This window comes from Crossiella sp. CA198, assembly GCF_052078295.1.
GTDB lineage: Bacteria > Actinomycetota > Actinomycetes > Mycobacteriales > Pseudonocardiaceae > Crossiella.
On the sequence record NZ_JBQJIM010000016.1, the window covers coordinates 63,161 to 80,535 of the forward strand.

The following is a 17,375-nucleotide window of genomic DNA, read 5'->3' on the forward strand; positions in this document are numbered from 1 at the left end:
CCGGCAGGAGCGATGGCGCCGAGTGTGATCCGGCCTCCCTGTCGAAGCCGGTGCGCTGCGCCTATGCTGGTTCACGGTGCCCGTGGTGCGCGGGCATGCCGTTCTTGCTGGGAGGTCAGGTGTCGCGACGCGTAGTCGGCGTCACGCTGGACAACCTCGACCACCTGTCCCGGCATTCCCGGGGCTGTGTGTTCTGGGAGCTGGCTCCGCATATGAAGGAGCAGTCGGAGGAGTTCGGCCAGACCGAGTTCGACAAGGAAGCCTGGATCTCCGCGGTCCTGCTGGAGTGGGGTTCCTGCGGCCGGATCATCTACGCCGACGGGGTGCCTGCCGGGCATGTGCTCTACGCCCCGCCCAGCGTGGTGCCCAGGGCCTCCACCTTCCCCACCTCACCGGCCAGCCCGGACGCGGTGCTGATCACCGCGTTGCAGGTGCTGCCCGAGTTCACCGGTGGCGGCCTGGGCCGGGTGCTGGTGCAGGCGGTGGCCAAGGATCTGACCCGGCGCGGGGTGAAGGCGATCGAGGCCTTCGGCGATGCCACCCCGGATGAGCCCAACTGCGTGCTGCCCGCGGACTTCCTGCTCAGCGTCGGGTTCAAGACCGTGCGCCCGCACCCGAAGTGGCCGCGGATGCGTCTTGAGCTGCGGACCGCGCTGACCTGGAAGGAAGACGTGGAGGCGGCGCTGGAGCGGCTGCTGGGCACGGTCTCCATCAGCGCCACCGCCACCAAGGAGCCGAGCTTCCGGCCCGTCTGAGACTCACGAGAAAGGCCCCCGACCGGGTTTCCGGGTCGGGGGCCTTTCTCGTTGGCTGGGTCAGGCCGTTTCGGCCTTGGACAGCTCGTACTTGAGCAGGTCGTCGAAGGTGAACGTGCCGGTGGGCTGGTCGTTCTTGCCCAGCAGGTACAGCCGCTTCACCGCGACCAGGATGCCCTCGGCCACCACGTCCCGGAACGCCGGGTCGAGCAGGCGGCGGCGGTCCTCCGGGTTGGTCAGGTAACCGGTCTCCACCCGGACCGCGGTGCAGCGGGTCAGCCGCAGCGAGTCCCAGGTCTTGGGGTGGGTGCCGCAGTCCAGCATGCCGGTGCGGGCGGTCAGCTCGCGCTGGATGAACCCGGCCAGGGCCTCACCGACGGTGGAGCTGGTGCCGTGGCCACTGCTGCCGAAGTGGAAGGTGGCCACGCCGCGGGCGTGCGGGGAGGCGTTCGCGTCCGAGTGCAGGGACAGGAACAGGTCCGCGTTGGCGTTGTTGGCGAACTGGGCGCGGTCGGACTCCGGCGGGCACACCTGCGGGCTCCTGGAGAGCAGGGCCTCCATGCCGGTGGCCACCATCCGGCCCTCCAGCCGCCTGGCCAGGTCCCACATCAGGTCGGCCTCGGCCACCCCGTCCACCACGATGCCCCGGTCGCCGCCACCGTGACCGGGGTCGATCACGATCCGCTTGCCGGACAGGCGCGGGCCGGACCGGTGCAGGTGTTCCTGTTCCCGCAGGAACACCGGACGTCCGCCGCGGACCTTCGGCGCGAGCTGGCGCAGCGCGCGCAGCGTGCCGGGTCCGCACATGCCGTCCACGGCCAGGCCGTAGTCGCGCTGGAAGTTGCGCAGCGCGTGCTCGGTCTGGTGGCCGAAGAGACCGTCCGCGCGGCCGGCGTTGAAGCCCAGCTCCAGCAGTCGCTGCTGCAGGGTGAGCACGTCGTCGCCGCTCATCGGCTGGGAGATCAGGTAGGCGAGGTTGCGGTCACCGAGCTGCCAGCGGGCATCGGTGAGCGCGCGGTAGGTGTTGGGGCCGACGATGCCGTCCGTGATCAGCCCGCGTTGCTGCTGGAAAGAGCGGACTGCGTGCTCGACCTCGCCATCGAAGTTCGTGGGCCTGGCGTGGCCGTTGGTGGCCGGTAGCAGGCCCAGCTTCACGAGAGTCGCCCGGATCTCGGCGACGGCTGGACCGTCATCACCCCGGCGGAGCAGCAGCATGCACCCCTCGCATGACTCGGGCGCCGGAAAATCATTTCGGCGCACAGTTAGAGACGTCCTATTGTGCCTTGCGGTCCGAGCAGCCACGTGCGGGGCTACTCCCAGCAGTCGTTCGGCCACCAAAAAGCACAACCCCGGATCTCGGATCCGTCGTCCTGGTGGCAGAACCACTCATCAGGATGACGAAGAACCGCGAACCGGGGTTGCACGATCCAGCAGGGGACTTTACGCCAGGTTCACCTGAACTGACTCATCGCACAGGTCAGGGCACGGGCGCGGGGTCCGGCATAGGACTTAGATCACGTCGCCGGGATGACGTCGACGAGGTCGTTGAGGATGGCCGCCTTCGGCTTGGCGCCCACGATGGTCTTCACCGGCTTGCCGCCCTGGAAGAGCATCATGGTCGGCACCGACATGATCTGGTAGTCCCGCGCGGTCGACGGGTTGGCGTCGATGTCGAGCTTGACGATGGTGATCTTGTCGGCGTGCTCGCCCGCGATCTCGTCGAGCACCGGGGCGACCATCTTGCACGGTCCACACCAGGTCGCCCAGAAGTCCACCAGCACTGGCTTCTCGCTCTGCAGGACGTCCTCGGCGAAAGTCGCGTCGGACACGACCTTGGTGTTGTTGCCCATCGTCACTCCTTGGTTGGGGGGCAGGTGAATCGGGTCTGCGGGGTGCTCAGTGGCTCGCGGCCGCCGTGACGGTCTCGGGTTCGGCCGCTTCCTGCCTGGCCAGCCAGCGCTCGGCGTCCATGGCCGCGGCACAGCCGGAGCCGGCGGCGGTGATCGCCTGGCGGTAGGTGTGGTCGACCAGGTCGCCCGCGGCGAACACGCCGTCCAGGTTGGTGGCGGTGCCGGGCGCGGCGACCTGCACGTAGCCCTCGTCGTCGGTGGTGATCTGGCCCTTGACCAGCGCCGAGCGCGGGTCGTGGCCGACCGCGACGAAGAAGCCGGTCAGCGGCAGTACGGTCTCCTCGCCGGTGACGGCGCTCTGCACCCGCACGCCGGTGACGGAGGTCTCCCCGAGCACCTCGGTGACCTTGGTGTCCAGCAGCCAGCGGATCTTCTCGTTGGCCTGGGCCCGCGCCAGCATGATCTTGGAGGCGCGGAACTCCTGCCGCCGGTGGATGATCGTCACCGACCGGGCGAACCTGGTCAGGAAGGTGGCCTCCTCCATCGCGGAGTCGCCACCGCCGATCACCGCGATGTCCTGGTCCCGGAAGAAGAATCCGTCGCAGGTGGCGCAGGAGGACACGCCGCGGCCGAGCAGGCGCTGCTCACCGGGCACGTCCAGGTAGCGGGCGGCCGCGCCCATGGCCAGCACCACGGCCTTGGCCTGGTAGGTGACCCCGTTCGCGGTGACCGTCTTGACCGGCCCGGACAGGTCGACGGCCTCGACGTCCTCGGCCCGCAGCTCGGCGCCGAAGCGCTCGGCCTGGGCGCGCATCTGCTCCATCAGGTCGGGACCCATGATCCCGTCCTTGAACCCCGGGTAGTTCTCCACCTCGGTGGTGGTCATCAGCGCGCCGCCGAACTGGGTGCCCTCGAAGATCAGGGGGTTGAGCTGCGCCCGCGCCGCGTAGGTGGCCGCGGTGTATCCAGCTGGACCGGAGCCCACCACGATCAGGTTTCGTACCTGCGATGACACCTGGGGACCTCCGTGCCCTGAGTCGACGTATGCCGGCTTCGTACCGGCACAACGCGATCCTAGGTGCGGCTGTTCCCAGGTGACTCCGACGTCACACCTGAACTACTTGCCGACCGTGATGTCCTTCAGCAGCGAGGGGCTCTCCGCCGAGCAGTCCGGGCCGACGACCAGGATCCTGGTCCGGCCGGGAACGGTGGTGAGCACCACCATCAGCACGCCCGGCTTGCCGTCCAGGGTGACCCGGCGACCGGCGATCGCGTCCTGGCCAGCCGGCACCTTGTGCGCGGCCAGGCAGGTCTTCCGCTTGGCCGGATCGCTCAGCGGGCCGAAGTCCTTGGCGCCGCCGACGCCAGGGGGCACCGACTTGCCGTCCAGGTCCGAACCCTTCAGCGCCAGCACCCCGTCATCCGGGGTGGATGGGCTGGTCACGCCGCTGGTGGGCTGGGCGGTGCCGACGGTGGGCTGCTGACCCGGCAGCGTGGCGAAGATCAGGCCGGTGGCCGCGGCCAGGCCGGCCACCGCGCCGATGCCCCAGCCGATGGTCTTGTTGCGTCTGCGGCGGGCGGAGGCAAGGTCGACCACCTGGGCCATGGGCTGCGGCTGCGGTGGCTGCTGGTGGAACTGTGGGGGTGCGGGCGGGGCCAGTGGGGCCGCGCCGGGGCGGGCGGCCATGGCCAGCCGCACCTCGTTCTCGATCGCCGCCTCGATCCGGCTCGCCACGTGCTCGGGCATGCGCAGCGGGGGCAGGGCGGCGAGTTCGGCCTGCGTCTCATCCAGCGCGGCCAGGATCTCCCGCGCCTGTGGGTCAGCTTCGATCCTGGGCCGCAGGTGCGCGGCCACAGCGGGGTCCAGGACCCCGGCGTGCAGATCGGCGATGAGATCAACAGACCACGGCGGGCCGTCCGGCACACCGGGCCGGCGCTCGTTGGTGGTCATCGTCCCTCCCGTGGACGCCGCGGTGCCATTGCTCCAGCGTCAGGTGAGACGTTCGCACTTGCATCGGGGTTCCGCAGGTGCCCGAGAAGTTTCGCCAGCTTCGCCCTACCGCGAGCACATCTGCTCTTCACGGTACCTTCGGCGATTCCCAGGATCTGCGCGGACTCGGCTACCGAGTATCCCTGCACATCCACCAGGATGATCGGCGCGCGTTGCTCCGCAGGCAGCTCGGCGAGGGCGTCCTGGACGGCCAGCGAGGTGACCCGCTCGTCCATCACGTCCCTGGGCGCCACCGGTTCGCGGTGCGGCTCCTCGGGCATCGGCACGGTCGGCCGGGCCTGGCGGCGCCTCACCCGGTCGAGGCATGCGTTCACCACGATCCGGTGCAACCAGGTGGACACCTGTGACTCGGCGCGGAAGGAGGCCGCGGCGCGGAAGGCGGAGATGAACGCCTCCTGCAGCGCGTCGGCCGCTTCCTCCGGATCACGCAATGTCCGCAGGGCCACCGCCCACATGCGATCCCGGTGACGCCGCACAAGTTCGGTGAACGCGTGTGGGTCGCCAGCAGCATGGGCCGCTATAAGGTCCCCGTCCGAGCTAGCCGCGGCTGTCACGCGGCAGAGAATAGCGTCAGCTCATCCGTGCCTATGACGGGCGTTCACCCGGCACGGACGAAGGTCAGTTCGGACAGCTCGGAGACGTTGCGGTCGCCGCTGCCACCCAGACCGGTGATCCACAGCAACACGAACTTCGTGGCGTCACCGGCTTCCAGGCTGATCTCGGTGTCGCCCTTCTGCAGGGTCCCGGTGCCCAGCACCGTGGTCTCGTCCAGATCGGCGCTGCCCGAGGGCGCGCTGCGCACCTCGATCTTGGTGCCGCCGCTGGGCGAGTCGATGACGACCTTGGCCAGCTTGGCCGCCTCGGCCAGGGTGATCATGATGCCCACGCCCGGCTTGCCCCTGGGGAACTGCTGGCGGTAGGTCATGGTCTTCCAGGTCGAGCGCGGATCGCCGTCGACCACTCGCTTGATCCGGTGCGGGTTGTCCGGCTCGCCCTGCACGTTGTAGACGTTCACGCTGGCCACGTCCACGGTGCCACCGGACTGGGGCTGCTCGCTGGTGGGCGTGCTCGGCTGGGTGCTGCTGGTCTGGCCCGGCGGCGGAGGCGTGGTGGGCGTGAGCGCCACGGTGGGGCCGGACCGGGTCTCCGGGGTGGAGAACATGCCGATCACCGACAGTCCGGCCCAGGCGAGGATGCCCGCGGTGGCCATGGTCAGCAGCGTCATGCCGACGGCGAGCTTGCGCCGCCTGCTCTTCTCGTCCCGCTTGTCGTCCTCATCGGTGGCCAGCGCCGGGTAGGACTCGGTGAGCGCGGCCTCCTGGGCACGCAGCGCGGCGGCCTCGGCCTCGGCGGCCGCGGTGTGCTCGAGCACCCGCAGGATGGCCGCGCCGGTGCGCAGGCCGCCGACGCTGGTGTCCTCCAGGCTGCGCACGGCGACCGTGGACAGCTCGTGCGGCACGGCCGGGTGCAGGGTCTGCGGGGAGACCACGGTGCCGTCCGGGCCGGTGGGCGCCGATGGCAGGCCGATGGGGCCGCCGTCCAGGGCCCAGCGGCAGGTCAGCATCAGGTACAGGGTGGCGCCGAGTCCGCGGACGTCCTCGCGGGCGGTCACCTCGGCCCTGGGGCCGGGGAAGGCCAGCCGCAGCTTGCCGTCCGGGGTGACCCGCAGCCGCTGCGGGTGGTCAACGCCCAGCACCAGGCCTGCGTGGTGCGCGGTCTCCACCGCGGCGGCCAGCGGCTCCAGCAGCCGGGAGGCGGTGCCCGAGGGCAGCGGGCCCTCGGTGATCAGGTCCAGCAGGTCGGTGCCCTGGGTCCACTCGGCCACCACGATGCCGAACACGCCGTCCCGCGGGTTGACCCCTTGGCCGGGCCAGAGCACGTCCAGGGTCCGGGAGACACCGGGGTGGGTGAAGCCAGCGGAATGGGTGGCGCGTTCCAGGGTGCGCCGGGCACGGGCGGCGGTGCGCTCGTCCGAGACGTCGCCGAGCAGCACGGTGAGAGCAACGTCACGTCCCAGCGCGTTGTCCCTGGCCCGCCAGAACTGGGCAGGGCCGCGCGGATCCTGGCCCGCCAGTGACAACAGGCGGTAGCGGCCGTCACCGAGCGTCGCACCCGGAACGAAGGCGGCAGCACCTACCGCGCCGCCGGCTGGATTCCCGTGCGGCGCCGTGTAATCCGGCGTCCCACTCACCGAGCTTTCTCCCGTTCCGCACGTCGTCTACGGTCGCGACCCCTGACCGCGTGCTGGTGCTCCCGGTCGAGGGTACGGGAAGCCGGGCGTCAACGGCGGCGCAAAAGTCGGGTGATCCGTGACATCGCCGGATTCAGTTCCGTCACCTTGAGTAGCATCATCGAGCCGAACGCGACGGCCAGTCCGAGGACGCTCCCGACAATCAGGACGATCCAGGCGATCAGCCGGGGCGAGGTGCCGATCGGGGCGAACTCCAGGGTCGCGGTGTGCACCAGGACCACGCTCAGCGCGCCCAGCAGCGAGCCCACCAGGGACAGGCCGAAGGTGCGGCCCAGCCGCCCGGACTCCAGCCTGCCGAGCCGGACCCGCAGCCAGATGTTGCCGGCCACCGCGCCCACCAGGAACGACATCGAGTTCACGAAGGCGAGGCCGAGCACCATGGTGTGCGGGTCGAGCACCTGCACGCACAGGATGGACAGGCCGATCTTCACCGCCACCGTGACCAGCTGCAGCATGGCCGGGGTGCGGGCGTCCTTCATCGCGTAGAACACCCGCAGCTGCATCATGGTGATCGCGTAGGGCACCAGCCCGAACGCGGAGACCGCCAGCGTGGTGCCGATCTGCTGGGCGCTGGAGAGGGTGTTGGCGCCGTAGAAGAACAGCGCGACGCCGAGCTGGCTGCCGAGCACGGTCATGCCGGCGCTCAGCGGCAGCAGCATGGTGGTCAGCAGGCGGCTGCCCAGGGACAGGTCGGCGACCACCCCGCGCACGTTGTTGTCCGCGGCCGCCTTGCTCATCCGCGGCATGATCGCGGTGAGCAGGGAGAAGCCGAGGATGCCGTAGGGCAGCTGGAAGAGCTGCCAGGCCAGGTTGTACGAGGTCATGCTGCCGGGCAGCGCGGCGGTGGCGATCCGGGTGACCACGATGACGCCGACCAGGCCGAGCACCACGTAGACCAGCATCCACAGCGCCAGGCCGCCGAACTCGGTGAGCCTGCGGTCCCAGCCCCAGCGCCACTTGAACCTGATCCCGGCCCGGCGCATCGCGGGCAGCACCACCAGCGACTGCACCACGATGCCCAGCGTGGTGCCGATGCCCAGCACCAGCAGTTTCGGGTCGCTCATGGCCAGCGGGTTGATCGTCGGGTCGCCAGGGACCAGCAGGTACACCCCGAGGGTGACCAGCACGACCAGGTTGTTGAACACCGGCGCCCAGGCGGGCAGGCCGAACACGCCGCGGGCGTTGAGGATCGCGGTGAACAGCGCGCCGAGGCCGAAGAAGAGGATCTCCGGCAGCAGCAGGAAGGCGAAGGCGGTGACCAGGTCCGGCCGGGCCTTGCTGGTGCTGCTGCCGTCGACGTAGATGGTGGTCAGCAGCGGGGCGGCCAGCACCATCACCACGGTGGCCACCAGCAGGATCACCGGCGCCATGGTCAGCAGGCGCTGGGTGTAGGCCTCGCCGCCGTCCTCGTCCTCCTTCTCCGCCCGCACCAGCAGCGGCACGATGATGCTGCTCAGCACGCCGCCCAGGAGCAGCTCGTAGACCTGCAGCGGGATGGTCATGCCGACCTGGTAGGAGTCGGTGATCACGCCGGAGCCGACCACCACCACGAGCACGATCCGGGACAGGAACCCGGTGATCCGGCTGGCCAGGGTGGCGATCGCCATCGAGCCGCTGGCCTTGGCCAGCGAGGGTTGGGCCTTGGCCGGAGCCGGCTTGTCCATCTGCCTCGTCTCGCTCACGCGGCGCGCTCCTGTTTGCCCGAGCGCAGGCGCCGGTACAGCCTGCGGGCCACCAGCAGCACCAGGGCCGCGCCAGCGGTGACCGTGATGCCGAGGGTGATCGTGCCGTACGCGGTGGAGATGAGGGTGATCCGGTTGGCCTCGCCGCCGCGGCCCAGCGGGCTGCCGTTGATCGTCTGCAGCAGGGCGTCCACGCTGAACTGGCCACCACGGGTGATCTCGGTGGGCACCCGGATCGGCAGGTTGCTGTTCGCGCCGATGGTCAGGTCGTTGACATCGCTGGTGCGCAGGCCCTGGGTGCTGCTGAAGGTCACCCTGACCTTGATCACCACCGGCAGCTTGTTGCTGATGGTCAGCGGCAGCGGACTGTCCGAGGAGGCCAGGTAGTACGGGCCGGGCGGGGTGACTATCCGCACCTGGGAGACCAGGTTCTCCAGCTGGTCGCCGACCAGCGAGCCTGCCGCGCCGCCAGCGGAGCTGTTGCCGCGCCAGGCGCCGGAGGCCGCCCGCACCATGCCCAGGTCCAGCGGGTCGATCAGCGCGGCCGGGGCGGTGCCCTTGACGCCGTCGCTGCTCATCGCCGCGAGCAGGTCCCTGGACCGGTCACGCATCGCGCGCAGCTCGCCGGTGGCGGTCGGGGAGATCTCCGCGCCGGTGGCCTCCACCGGGTAGGTCAGGCCCGCGGTGCGCCCGCCCGCCGCGGCGGCGGCCTGCTCGGTCAGCCCGCGCGGGGTGACCAGCCTGCCGCCGAGCAGCTGCTGCATGGACTGCAGGAACGCGGTCAGCTCGCCGACCGGGGCCTTCCACCGCCGGGGCGGGGCGACCACCAGCGAGCCGCCGGTCTTGCCCAGCGCGGTGGCCCGGTACAGCAGCGCGCCCATGCCGTTCTGCAGGTCCAGCGCGCCGTAGGTGGCCGCGCCGGAGGTGGGCGCGCGAGCGCCGCCGAGCGCGTTGTGCACCAGCGGGTCGATCGGCACCGCGGTGGAGCCCGCGGTCAGCGAGCCTGCCGGGGCGGCCAGTTTGACCGGGGCGGTCACCGTGCGGCCGTCCTGCAGCCCGCGCTGTTCCAGCAGCAGGTTGCGCCGGCCCAGGTCGGCCAGGGTGCGCTCGTCCAGCACCCCGCCCAGCGGCCACACCATGTCGCTGACGGTCTGCACCTGGAGCAGCTCGCCGACCGCCTTGCTCCGGCTCATCGCCTGTTCCTGCAGGTCGGTGAGCCCGGCCTTGGACAGGGCGACCAGATCGACGTCGGCGAAGGGCAGCGCGAGCACGCAGCGGCCGCGGGCGATGCCCTTGAGCCGCTCCAGCCACTTCTGCGCCGCGGTCGAGCCGGTGCCCTCCACGGTGGTCCGGCCACTGCGGATGCGGTAGACGCCGCCGGCGGTGTCGGCCATCGCGGCCACCGTCTGCACCAGGTCGGGGTCGATCACCAGGCACAGCGAGTTCGCCAGCGCCGAACCCGACGGCGCGGTCTGCTCCACCGCGGAGACCAGCTCGGAGAGCCTGCCGCCGGTGGTCAGCGAGCGGGCCAGGTCGTCGCTGGTCAGCACGGTGCTGCCGTCGCTGCTGGGCAGCCGCACCGGCTGGTCCACGATCGGCCAGAGCACCGTGGTCGCGGGTGCGTTGGGCGCGGGCGGCAACGAGGCTCCGCCGGGCACGCCGGTGACCGGCAGCAGGAAGCCGCGGGAGGCGATCCGGGCCCGCTTGCCGAAGTCCGGGGTGCCGTTGATGTTGAACAGCACCGGGTAGACGCCGGGCGCGGTGATCTGCAGGGTGCTCACCGCCACCTCGACCCTGACCTGCACGCTCTGTCCAGGGTCCAGGTCGCCCACGTTGGTGAACTTGGGTTCGGCCCGGTCGGTCGCCACCTCCCCCGCCAGCGCGTCGTTGATCTTGTCCTCGCTGGTCAGCGCGGCACCGGCCTGCAACCGGACGATCAGGTCGCTGAGCTTGCGGTCCCCGGTGTTGGTCAGCTTGCCGGAGGCCACGATCTTGTTGTCGCCGTCGGCGGTGACCACCCTCGGTTGCAGGGTGTCCAGCTCCAGGGTCGCTGGCGGGGCCGGCGACGGGCTGGTCGAGGCGGGCTGGGCCCGCACGTCATAGGTTTCCGCCCGCCCGGTGAGGGGCAGGGTCAGCACGGTGCACGCGGCGACCGCCGCGACCGTGAACAGCCTCTTCACGCCGGCTCCGAAGTCTCACTGGGCGCGCGCACGCGTTCGACCGCCTTGCGCACCAGGCGGCGTTCATCCACGTAGGCCAGCAGCCCATCCAGTTCACCCAGCGGCACCCACGCCACTTCGGTGACCTCCACGTCCTCGTCGGAAAGCTCTCCGCCCACCGCCTCCAGCAGGAAGTGGTGCACGGTCTTGTGCACTCGCCGGTCCCCGGCGACGAACCAGTAGTCGATCGCCCCGAGCACGGCCAGCACCCGGCCACGGATGCCGGTCTCCTCGGCGACCTCGCGAACGGCCGCTTCTTCGGCGGTCTCACCCTGCTCGATGTGGCCCTTGGGCAGCGACCACAACAGCCGTCCTTTTCGATCAAGTCTGCCAATGAGCGCAGCGTGTTCGCGCGCGGCATCCACAACCAGCCCGCCCGCGGACACCTCATCCACCGTACGCAGCCGTTTTCCCCGTTGGCGCCTGGTCCGTCTGCCCGATGCGGCGCCACCGGTGCTGCCGGAGGACGACGGGGGCATGGCGCCGATGGTAGTGCGACGTAGGGTGGCTCCTCGTGTCCAGCACCTCTGTACCGGCCCAGCCGAACCAGGTCGACCCCGCTCGCGGCGCGCAGCAGAATGCGGTCGTGGAACTCATGCGGATCGCCCCGGTCGCCGACGAACTCGCCCAGCGGTTCGCCGCCGCGGGTCACCGGCTGTACCTGGTCGGCGGCAGTGTCCGGGACGCGCTGCTGGGACGGCCGCTGACCGACCTGGACTTCACCACCGACGCGCGGCCGGAGCAGGTGCGCGCGCTGCTGACCGGGTGGGCGGAGGCGATCTGGGACACCGGCATCGCCTTCGGCACCCTGGGCGCGGTCAAGCACGGGGCCACGGTGGAGATCACCACCTTCCGCGCGGACAGCTACGACCGGGTCGGGCGCAACCCCGAGGTGGTCTTCGGCGAGACCATCGAGGCCGACCTGGTGCGCCGGGACTTCACCGTGAACGCGATGGCGGTCCAGCTGCCCGCGAAGACCTTCGTCGACCCGCACGACGGGGCCGCCGCGCTGGTGGCCCGGATGCTGGACACCCCTGCCACGCCGGAGGAGTCCTTCGCCGACGACCCGCTGCGGATGCTGCGGGCCTGCCGGTTCGTCGCCCAGCTCGGCTTCGAGGTGGCGCCGCGGGTGCTGACCGCGATGCGCGCGATGGCCGGTGAGATCCAGCGGATCACCGCCGAGCGGGTGCAGGCCGAGCTGTCCAAGCTGCTCTGCGGGGCGCAGCCGCGGCGCGGGCTGGAGCTGCTGGTGGACACCGGGCTGGCCGAGTTCGTGCTGCCGGAGGTGCCCGCGATGCGGCTGGCCATCGACGAGCACCACCAGCATAAGGACGTCTACCAGCACTCGCTGGTGGTGCTGGAGCAGGCGATCGCGCTGGAGGATCCGGACAACTCGCCGGACCTGGTGCTGCGGCTGGCCGCGCTGCTGCACGACATCGGCAAGCCGGACACCCGGCGGTTCGAGCCCGGCGGCGGGGTCAGCTTCCACCACCACGAGGTGGTCGGCGCGAAGATGGCGCGCAAGCGGCTGCGCGCGCTGAAATATTCCAAGGAGATCACCGAGGCGGTGGCCCAGCTGGTCTACCTGCACCTGCGCTTCCACGGCTACGGCAAGGGCGAGTGGACCGACTCCGCGGTGCGCCGCTACGTCACCGACGCGGGTCCGATGCTGAGCAGGCTGCACAAGCTGGTGCGCGCGGACTGCACCACCCGCAACAAGCGCAAGGCGGCCGCGCTGCAGCGCACCTACGACGACCTGGAAGTCCGGATCGACCGGATCGCGGCCGAGGAGGACCTGCGCCGGGTGCGGCCGGACCTGGACGGCAACGCGATCATGGAGCTGCTCGGGCTGCCGCCGGGTCCGCTGGTGGGCAAGGCGTGGACGTTCCTCAAGGAGCTGCGGCTGGATCGCGGTCCGCTGGCGCCCGAAGAGGCAGAGGCAGAGCTGCTCGCATGGGCAAAGGAACAGGGCTTGCAACCACCTGATCGGGGCTAGTTTCTGCCGGTTCAGTTGCCCTTTCGCTACGTTGGGTAGCGAAAGGGGGCACGGTGAAAATCTTGGGAAAAACCTTGTTCGGGCTGGTCACGGTAGGTGTGGTGGTAACGGGATGCAGTGCGCCACCACCCCGGGAAACAGTCACGGTGACGGCGACCCAGCCGCCGGTAAACCCGTCGCCAACCTCGGCGACTCGCGGTAAGACGGTGGCGGTGCCGAACGTGGTCGGCATGGTGCACCAGCAGGCGCAGGACACCATGCAAGCCGCTGGCCTGCGGAATCTCGCTGAGGAAGACGCCACCGGGCGTGGTCGGCTGCTGCTCAACGACCGGAACTGGAAGGTCGTGAGTCAGGAACCGGCCGCGGGCACGGTGGTGGCGCTGGACACGAGGATCCTGTTGAAGTCCAAGAAGGACGGTGACAGATAACGCGTTCAGCGGTTAGCGGGACGACAGGCCCGTCGGTCACCATGTGTGCTGGAGGGATCTCGTAACGCAGGGGCATGGGGGTGCGCCGTGTACAGGGTGTTGGTGAGTGCGGACGACCTGATAGTCGGGTTCGGGCTGCGGAGCATGGTGTCCGCGGGGGCGGACCTGACCTTGGTCGATGAGGGGGACCGGGCCGACGTGGTGCTGGCCGACCTGCCGGACCTGTCCGAGTGGCGGCTGACCAGACTGGCCAGGCTGACCACCAGGACGCCGGTGGTGGCGCTGCTCGGGGTGGCCAGGGTGCACCAGGCGATCGGCCTGTTGCGGCAGGGGTTCCAGGGGATTCTCTTCCACGAGACCTACACGCCGGAGAGCCTGGCCTCGGCAGCCCGTGCCGCGGCCGAGGGCAACCGGGTGCTGGACCCGCTGCTGGCGGTGCCCTCGCTGCCCGGTCCGCGTCAGCCCGGCTCGCGGCCGGTGGCCCCGGTCCGGCTGGCCTGCGCCTGACCACGGCGCTCGACCAGCAGGTAGCAGGCCGTCCCGATCAGGTAGACCACGACGACGCCGAGCATCACGCCGGTGGAGTGGCCGTCGGCGGGCACCAGCAAGGCAACGGTGCCCGCCGAGACCACCATGCTCACGTTGAACAAGGTGTCGTAGAGGGCGAAGACCCGGCCGCGGGTCTCATCGCCGATATCGCGCTGCGCGGCCGCGTCCACGCACAGCTTGACCACCTGGCCCGCGCCGATGATCAGGAACGAGGACAGCAGCAGCGCGGGCAGCGACAGGGTCAGGGTGAGCACCAGCTGGGTCAGCGCGGCCAGCACCAGCGAGCCGGTGATGGTGGCCCGGCGGCCGGCCTTGGCCACCAGCGGCGGGGTGATGAAGGCGGCGGCCAGGATGCTCGCGCCGCCGGCCAGCGCGATCACGCCGACCCCACCCATGCCCGAGGGCAGCCAGCCCACGTCGTGGAAGGAGTTGCGCAGCAGCAGCACGCCGAGCAGCACCAGCGCGCCGTAGGCCAGCCGGTGCGCGACCAGTGCGACGAACCCGGCGGCCACGCTGGTGGTGCGGGCGGCCGCCCTGGCGCCGTCGATCAGGCCGTGCGCGATCGCGACCAGCGCCCTGGACGGTTCGTTGACCTCGTCCGGGCCGAGCTGGCCGCGCCGGAAGCCGAGCATGATCAGCGCCGCGCCGATCGAGCCGAGCACCGCGATCGCGGTGACCGTGCCGGAACCCGCGTCCCCGGCGCCGAGCAGGGCGCGCAGGCCGATCGCGCTGCCCGCGCCGACCACGGCCATGCCCGCGCCCAGGGTGGCGGCCACCGCGTTCGCCTCGACCAGGTCCTCCTTGGGCACCAGGTGCGGCAGCGAGGCGGACAGACCGGCCAGCATGAACCGGCTCACGCCGAGGGTGAGCAGCGCGGCCACGTAGAGCGCGGGGCCGGTTAGTCCGCTCAGCACGGCCACCGCGGTGACCAGCACCAGCACCCCGCGGATCACGTTGGACAGCAACAACACCTGCCTGCGGTCCCAGCGGTCCAGCAGCGCGCCGGCGAACGGGCCGACCACCGAGTAGGGCAGGAAGATCACCGCGAACCCGGCGGCCGCGGCCAGTGGATCGGCCGCGCGCTCGGGGTTGAACAGCACCGCGCTGCCCAGTCCGGCCTGGAACACGCCATCGCCCCACTGCGCGGTGATCTTGACGCCGAGCAGGCGGAAGAACCCGGGATTGGTCAGGAGATGGCGCAGGCCGGCCCGTGCCTTGTGCGGGGTCTGGCCGCCACCGGCCACGCTGTCTTCGGCCGTCTGCACACACGCAGGGTACGGGGCCGGGTGCGCACCGCGTCACCCCGGACGGGCACCCCGGACTACCTGGTCTTGACCGCGCACGGTGCGGTGCGGCGAACGGCGCGGACGCGGGTGGGATCATGTGCGTCGTGTCTTCCGACGCCGAAGTCGAGCCGGGGTCCCTGCTCGTGGCCACCCCAGGGCTGCTCGACCCCAACTTCCGTCGCACAGTGGTCTACATCATCGACCACCGCGACGAGGGCACGCTCGGCGTCGTGCTGAACCGGCCGAGCGAGGTCGCCGTCCAGGACGTGTTACCTGGCTGGGCCGCGCACGCCAGCCGTCCGCCCGCGGTCTTCGTCGGTGGTCCGGTGGAGCAGAAGACCGCGCTGTGCCTGGCCAATCTCAAGGCGGGCGAGGACATCGACGCCATGGACGGGGTGATCGGCGTCCGTGGCCCGGTGGCCCTGGTCGACCTGGACTCCGACCCGGACGAGCTGGCGCCGCGGATGCGCGGGCTGCGCGTCTTCGCCGGGTACTCCGGCTGGAGCGAGGGGCAGCTGGAGGACGAGATCGAGCGCGGGGACTGGCTGGTGGTGCCCGCGCTGCCCGATGACGTGCTCACCCCGCCGCGGGTGGACCTGTGGGGCCGGGTGCTGCGCCGTCAAGGCATGCCGTTGTCGCTGCTGGCCACGCACCCGGTGGACATCAAGAGGAACTAGCCGCGCCCAGCTTCGAGCAGATCCCGCCGCAGCAGCCGCCGCAGCCCTTGGGCGCGGGCTCCGGGTCGGGCAGGGCGTCGGCCGCGCGGTGCCCGAGCATGCCACCGGCCGCGGTGATCAGCACCGCGCCCAGACCGCCCAGGATCAGCAGCGTCAGGTACAGCCCGGCCTCGGTCAGCGGCGCGGTGACCACGCCGGTCAGCGCCAGCAGCACGCCGGAGACCAGGGTCGGCAGTCCGGCCACCCGGTTGGCCAGCGCGAAGGCCTCGTCGCTGCGCATCGAGCGGGCGGTGCGCACGCCGACGTAGGCGTTGCGGGCCAGGGAGCCGCGCATGCCGCGCAGCCCGACCACGGCCAGCGCCACGCCGGCGATGACGAGCAGGAAGGTCACGCTGATTCGCGGCACGATGGCGATGACTGCGAGCTGCTGCACCCCTTGAGGGTAAGCGCCGTGAATCCGCGACTTGCTCGCTACCTTCTCGTCACCGTTGTGAGGTGTGCTGCACCCATGTCTGTACGTATCGGCGCCGCCGGTGTGCTCACCGGTGTTCTCGTGCTCGGCCTCGCCGGCCCCGCCATGGCGGAACCCGCAGGTCAGCGCGTTCGTCTTGTCTCCGAGCAGGTGCTCGGGAAGATCACTTTCCAGGGCACAACGGTCGGCGGTCTCTCCGGCATCGACTACGACCGGCGGACCGGGGAATGGGTGCTGATCTGCGATGACCGCTCCGACCGGCAGCCGGTCCGCTACTACACCGCGCGCCAGGGCAAGGACGGGTTTGAGCTGACCGGCACCAAGCCGCTGCTCCGCCCGGACGGCAGCACCTACCCGAAGCTGTCCGCGGACACCCCCGACCCGGAGGAGATCCGGTTCGACCCGCTCAGCCGCGACCTGTGGTGGACCAGCGAGGGCGACCGGCTGCCGCCGGTGCTCATCGACCCGGCCATCCGCCGGGCGCACCGGGACGGCTCCTACGCCGGCGCGCTGCCGCTGCCGGCCAACCTGCGGATGTCCGCGGGCGAGCAGGGCCCGCGGCGCAACGAGGTGCTCGAAGGGCTGACCTTCGCCGCGGGCGGCCACCTGGTCGTCTCCACCGTGGAGGGGCCGCTGATCCAGGACGGGCTCTCCCCCACCCCGGCCGCGGGCGCGCTGGGCCGGATCTCGGTGCAGCACCGGTCCGGGCGGCTGCTGTCCCAGTACGCCTACCCGATGGAGAAGGTCTTCGCCCAGCCGGTCCCGGCAGGCGCCTTCGCCAACAACGGTGTGGTGGCGATCCTGGCCGTGGACGAGCACGACCCGTTCCGGTACCTGGTGATGGAGCGCTCCTTCGTCACCGGGGTCGGCAACAAGGTGCGGATCTACGAGATCAACACCGCCGGGGCCACCGACGTCAAGAAGATCGACTCGTTGGCCGGGGCGAAGTTCCGGCCAGTGCGCAAGAAGCTCATCGCCGACCTGGGCAACCTCGGTCTGTCCACTGTGGACAACGTGGAGGGCATGACCTGGGGACCGCGGCTGCCCTCCGGTGAGCGCAGCCTGGTGCTGGTCAGCGATGACAACTTCTCCGCGACGCAGGTCAGCCAGCTGATCACACTCGCGGTGCGCTAACCTGGTAGGCGTGAGCACGGCCCACCTGCTTCTTAGCCAGCCGCGCTGACCGACTCTCCGGTCCG

At 70.9% G+C, this 17,375-nt stretch carries 17 protein-coding genes; 6 read left to right on the forward strand and 11 right to left on the reverse strand.

Translation table 11 applies throughout. The features are described from left to right. The first annotated feature begins 119 nt into the window (after positions 1-119). The gene (locus tag ACTOWY_RS26225; protein WP_247765879.1) at positions 120-755 is read left to right on the forward strand and encodes a GNAT family N-acetyltransferase; all 636 of its coding nucleotides are present in this window, start codon (positions 120-122) and stop codon (positions 753-755) included. Positions 756-815: 60 nt separating this feature from the next. Here the strand turns inward: ACTOWY_RS26225 and ACTOWY_RS26230 are convergent, their stop codons facing one another. The 9 genes from ACTOWY_RS26230 to ACTOWY_RS26270 form a co-directional block, all read right to left on the reverse strand. After that, on the reverse strand, positions 816-1,970 hold the full coding sequence (locus ACTOWY_RS26230) for an N-acetylmuramoyl-L-alanine amidase (protein ID WP_441312314.1): 1,155 nt from the start codon (positions 1,968-1,970) through the stop codon (positions 816-818). A gap of 299 nt (positions 1,971-2,269) precedes the next feature. Next, positions 2,270-2,605, reverse strand: coding sequence for a thioredoxin (trxA, locus tag ACTOWY_RS26235; protein WP_441312315.1), 336 nt, complete (start codon positions 2,603-2,605; stop codon positions 2,270-2,272). A 46-nt stretch (positions 2,606-2,651) separates the two neighbouring features. Next, entirely contained in the window at positions 2,652-3,620 is a 969-nt protein-coding gene (gene trxB, locus ACTOWY_RS26240; RefSeq protein WP_441312316.1) for a thioredoxin-disulfide reductase, read from the reverse strand. A 102-nt stretch (positions 3,621-3,722) separates the two neighbouring features. After that, entirely contained in the window at positions 3,723-4,556 is an 834-nt protein-coding gene (locus ACTOWY_RS26245; RefSeq protein ID WP_441312317.1) for a hypothetical protein, read from the reverse strand. Further along, positions 4,553-5,170: an RNA polymerase sigma factor SigM gene (gene sigM / locus ACTOWY_RS26250; protein ID WP_441312318.1), complete on the reverse strand. Its 618-nt coding sequence runs from the start codon at positions 5,168-5,170 to the stop codon at positions 4,553-4,555. Before sigM ends, ACTOWY_RS26245 begins: the two co-directional genes overlap by 4 nt. Positions 5,171-5,214: 44 nt before the next feature. After that, entirely contained in the window at positions 5,215-6,807 is a 1,593-nt protein-coding gene (locus ACTOWY_RS26255; protein ID WP_441312319.1) for a protein kinase family protein, read from the reverse strand. Between the two features lie 89 nt (positions 6,808-6,896). Then, positions 6,897-8,549 (reverse strand): murein biosynthesis integral membrane protein MurJ, encoded by a 1,653-nt coding sequence (gene murJ, locus ACTOWY_RS26260; protein ID WP_441312320.1) that lies wholly within the window; start codon positions 8,547-8,549, stop codon positions 6,897-6,899. Beyond that, positions 8,546-10,729 carry a DUF6049 family protein gene (locus tag ACTOWY_RS26265; RefSeq protein WP_441312321.1) on the reverse strand — a complete coding sequence of 728 codons (2,184 nt, stop codon included), beginning with the start codon at positions 10,727-10,729 and terminating at the stop codon, positions 8,546-8,548. Before ACTOWY_RS26265 ends, murJ begins: the two co-directional genes overlap by 4 nt. Beyond that, positions 10,726-11,247, reverse strand: a complete 522-nt coding sequence (locus ACTOWY_RS26270) for an NUDIX hydrolase (RefSeq protein WP_441312322.1) — start codon at positions 11,245-11,247, stop codon at positions 10,726-10,728. Before ACTOWY_RS26270 ends, ACTOWY_RS26265 begins: the two co-directional genes overlap by 4 nt. Before the next feature lie 35 nt (positions 11,248-11,282). Between ACTOWY_RS26270 and ACTOWY_RS26275 the strand changes: the two genes are divergently transcribed. From ACTOWY_RS26275 to ACTOWY_RS26285, 3 genes are all read left to right on the forward strand, one after another. Beyond that, positions 11,283-12,764 (forward strand): CCA tRNA nucleotidyltransferase, encoded by a 1,482-nt coding sequence (locus ACTOWY_RS26275; protein WP_441312323.1) that lies wholly within the window; start codon positions 11,283-11,285, stop codon positions 12,762-12,764. Positions 12,765-12,817: 53 nt separating this feature from the next. Further along, positions 12,818-13,192 carry a PASTA domain-containing protein gene (locus ACTOWY_RS26280; RefSeq protein WP_441312324.1) on the forward strand — a complete coding sequence of 125 codons (375 nt, stop codon included), beginning with the start codon at positions 12,818-12,820 and terminating at the stop codon, positions 13,190-13,192. Between the two features lie 102 nt (positions 13,193-13,294). Next, positions 13,295-13,699, forward strand: coding sequence for a hypothetical protein (locus ACTOWY_RS26285; RefSeq protein WP_441312325.1), 405 nt, complete (start codon positions 13,295-13,297; stop codon positions 13,697-13,699). On the opposite strand, the gene ACTOWY_RS26290 is transcribed toward ACTOWY_RS26285, so the two are convergent. Continuing rightward, positions 13,651-15,006: an MFS transporter gene (locus ACTOWY_RS26290; RefSeq protein WP_441312326.1), complete on the reverse strand. Its 1,356-nt coding sequence runs from the start codon at positions 15,004-15,006 to the stop codon at positions 13,651-13,653. The two genes, ACTOWY_RS26285 and ACTOWY_RS26290, sit on opposite strands and share 49 nt — an antisense overlap. A gap of 116 nt (positions 15,007-15,122) precedes the next feature. Here ACTOWY_RS26290 and ACTOWY_RS26295 point away from each other — a divergent pair, with 116 nt between their 5' ends. Beyond that, entirely contained in the window at positions 15,123-15,704 is a 582-nt protein-coding gene (locus tag ACTOWY_RS26295) for a YqgE/AlgH family protein (RefSeq protein WP_185001001.1), read from the forward strand. Here ACTOWY_RS26295 and ACTOWY_RS26300 read toward each other — a convergent pair. After that, positions 15,691-16,137, reverse strand: a complete 447-nt coding sequence (locus ACTOWY_RS26300; RefSeq protein ID WP_441312327.1) for an SdpI family protein — start codon at positions 16,135-16,137, stop codon at positions 15,691-15,693. The two genes, ACTOWY_RS26295 and ACTOWY_RS26300, sit on opposite strands and share 14 nt — an antisense overlap. 75 nt (positions 16,138-16,212) lie before the next feature. Here ACTOWY_RS26300 and ACTOWY_RS26305 point away from each other — a divergent pair, with 75 nt between their 5' ends. After that, positions 16,213-17,310, forward strand: a complete 1,098-nt coding sequence (locus tag ACTOWY_RS26305) for an esterase-like activity of phytase family protein (protein WP_441312328.1) — start codon at positions 16,213-16,215, stop codon at positions 17,308-17,310. The last annotated feature ends 65 nt before the right edge of the window (positions 17,311-17,375 follow it).

Coding starts and splice junctions, on each gene's coding strand:
- ACTOWY_RS26230 (WP_441312314.1), bottom strand. CDS start 1,970: ATGCTGCTGCTCCGCCGGGGTGATGACGGTCCAGCCGTCGCCGAGATC.
- trxA (WP_441312315.1), bottom strand. CDS start 2,605: ATGGGCAACAACACCAAGGTCGTGTCCGACGCGACTTTCGCCGAGGAC.
- ACTOWY_RS26245 (WP_441312317.1), bottom strand. CDS start 4,556: ATGACCACCAACGAGCGCCGGCCCGGTGTGCCGGACGGCCCGCCGTGG.
- ACTOWY_RS26270 (WP_441312322.1), bottom strand. CDS start 11,247: ATGCCCCCGTCGTCCTCCGGCAGCACCGGTGGCGCCGCATCGGGCAGA.
- ACTOWY_RS26295 (WP_185001001.1), top strand. CDS start 15,123: ATGTGCGTCGTGTCTTCCGACGCCGAAGTCGAGCCGGGGTCCCTGCTC.
- ACTOWY_RS26305 (WP_441312328.1), top strand. CDS start 16,213: ATGTCTGTACGTATCGGCGCCGCCGGTGTGCTCACCGGTGTTCTCGTG.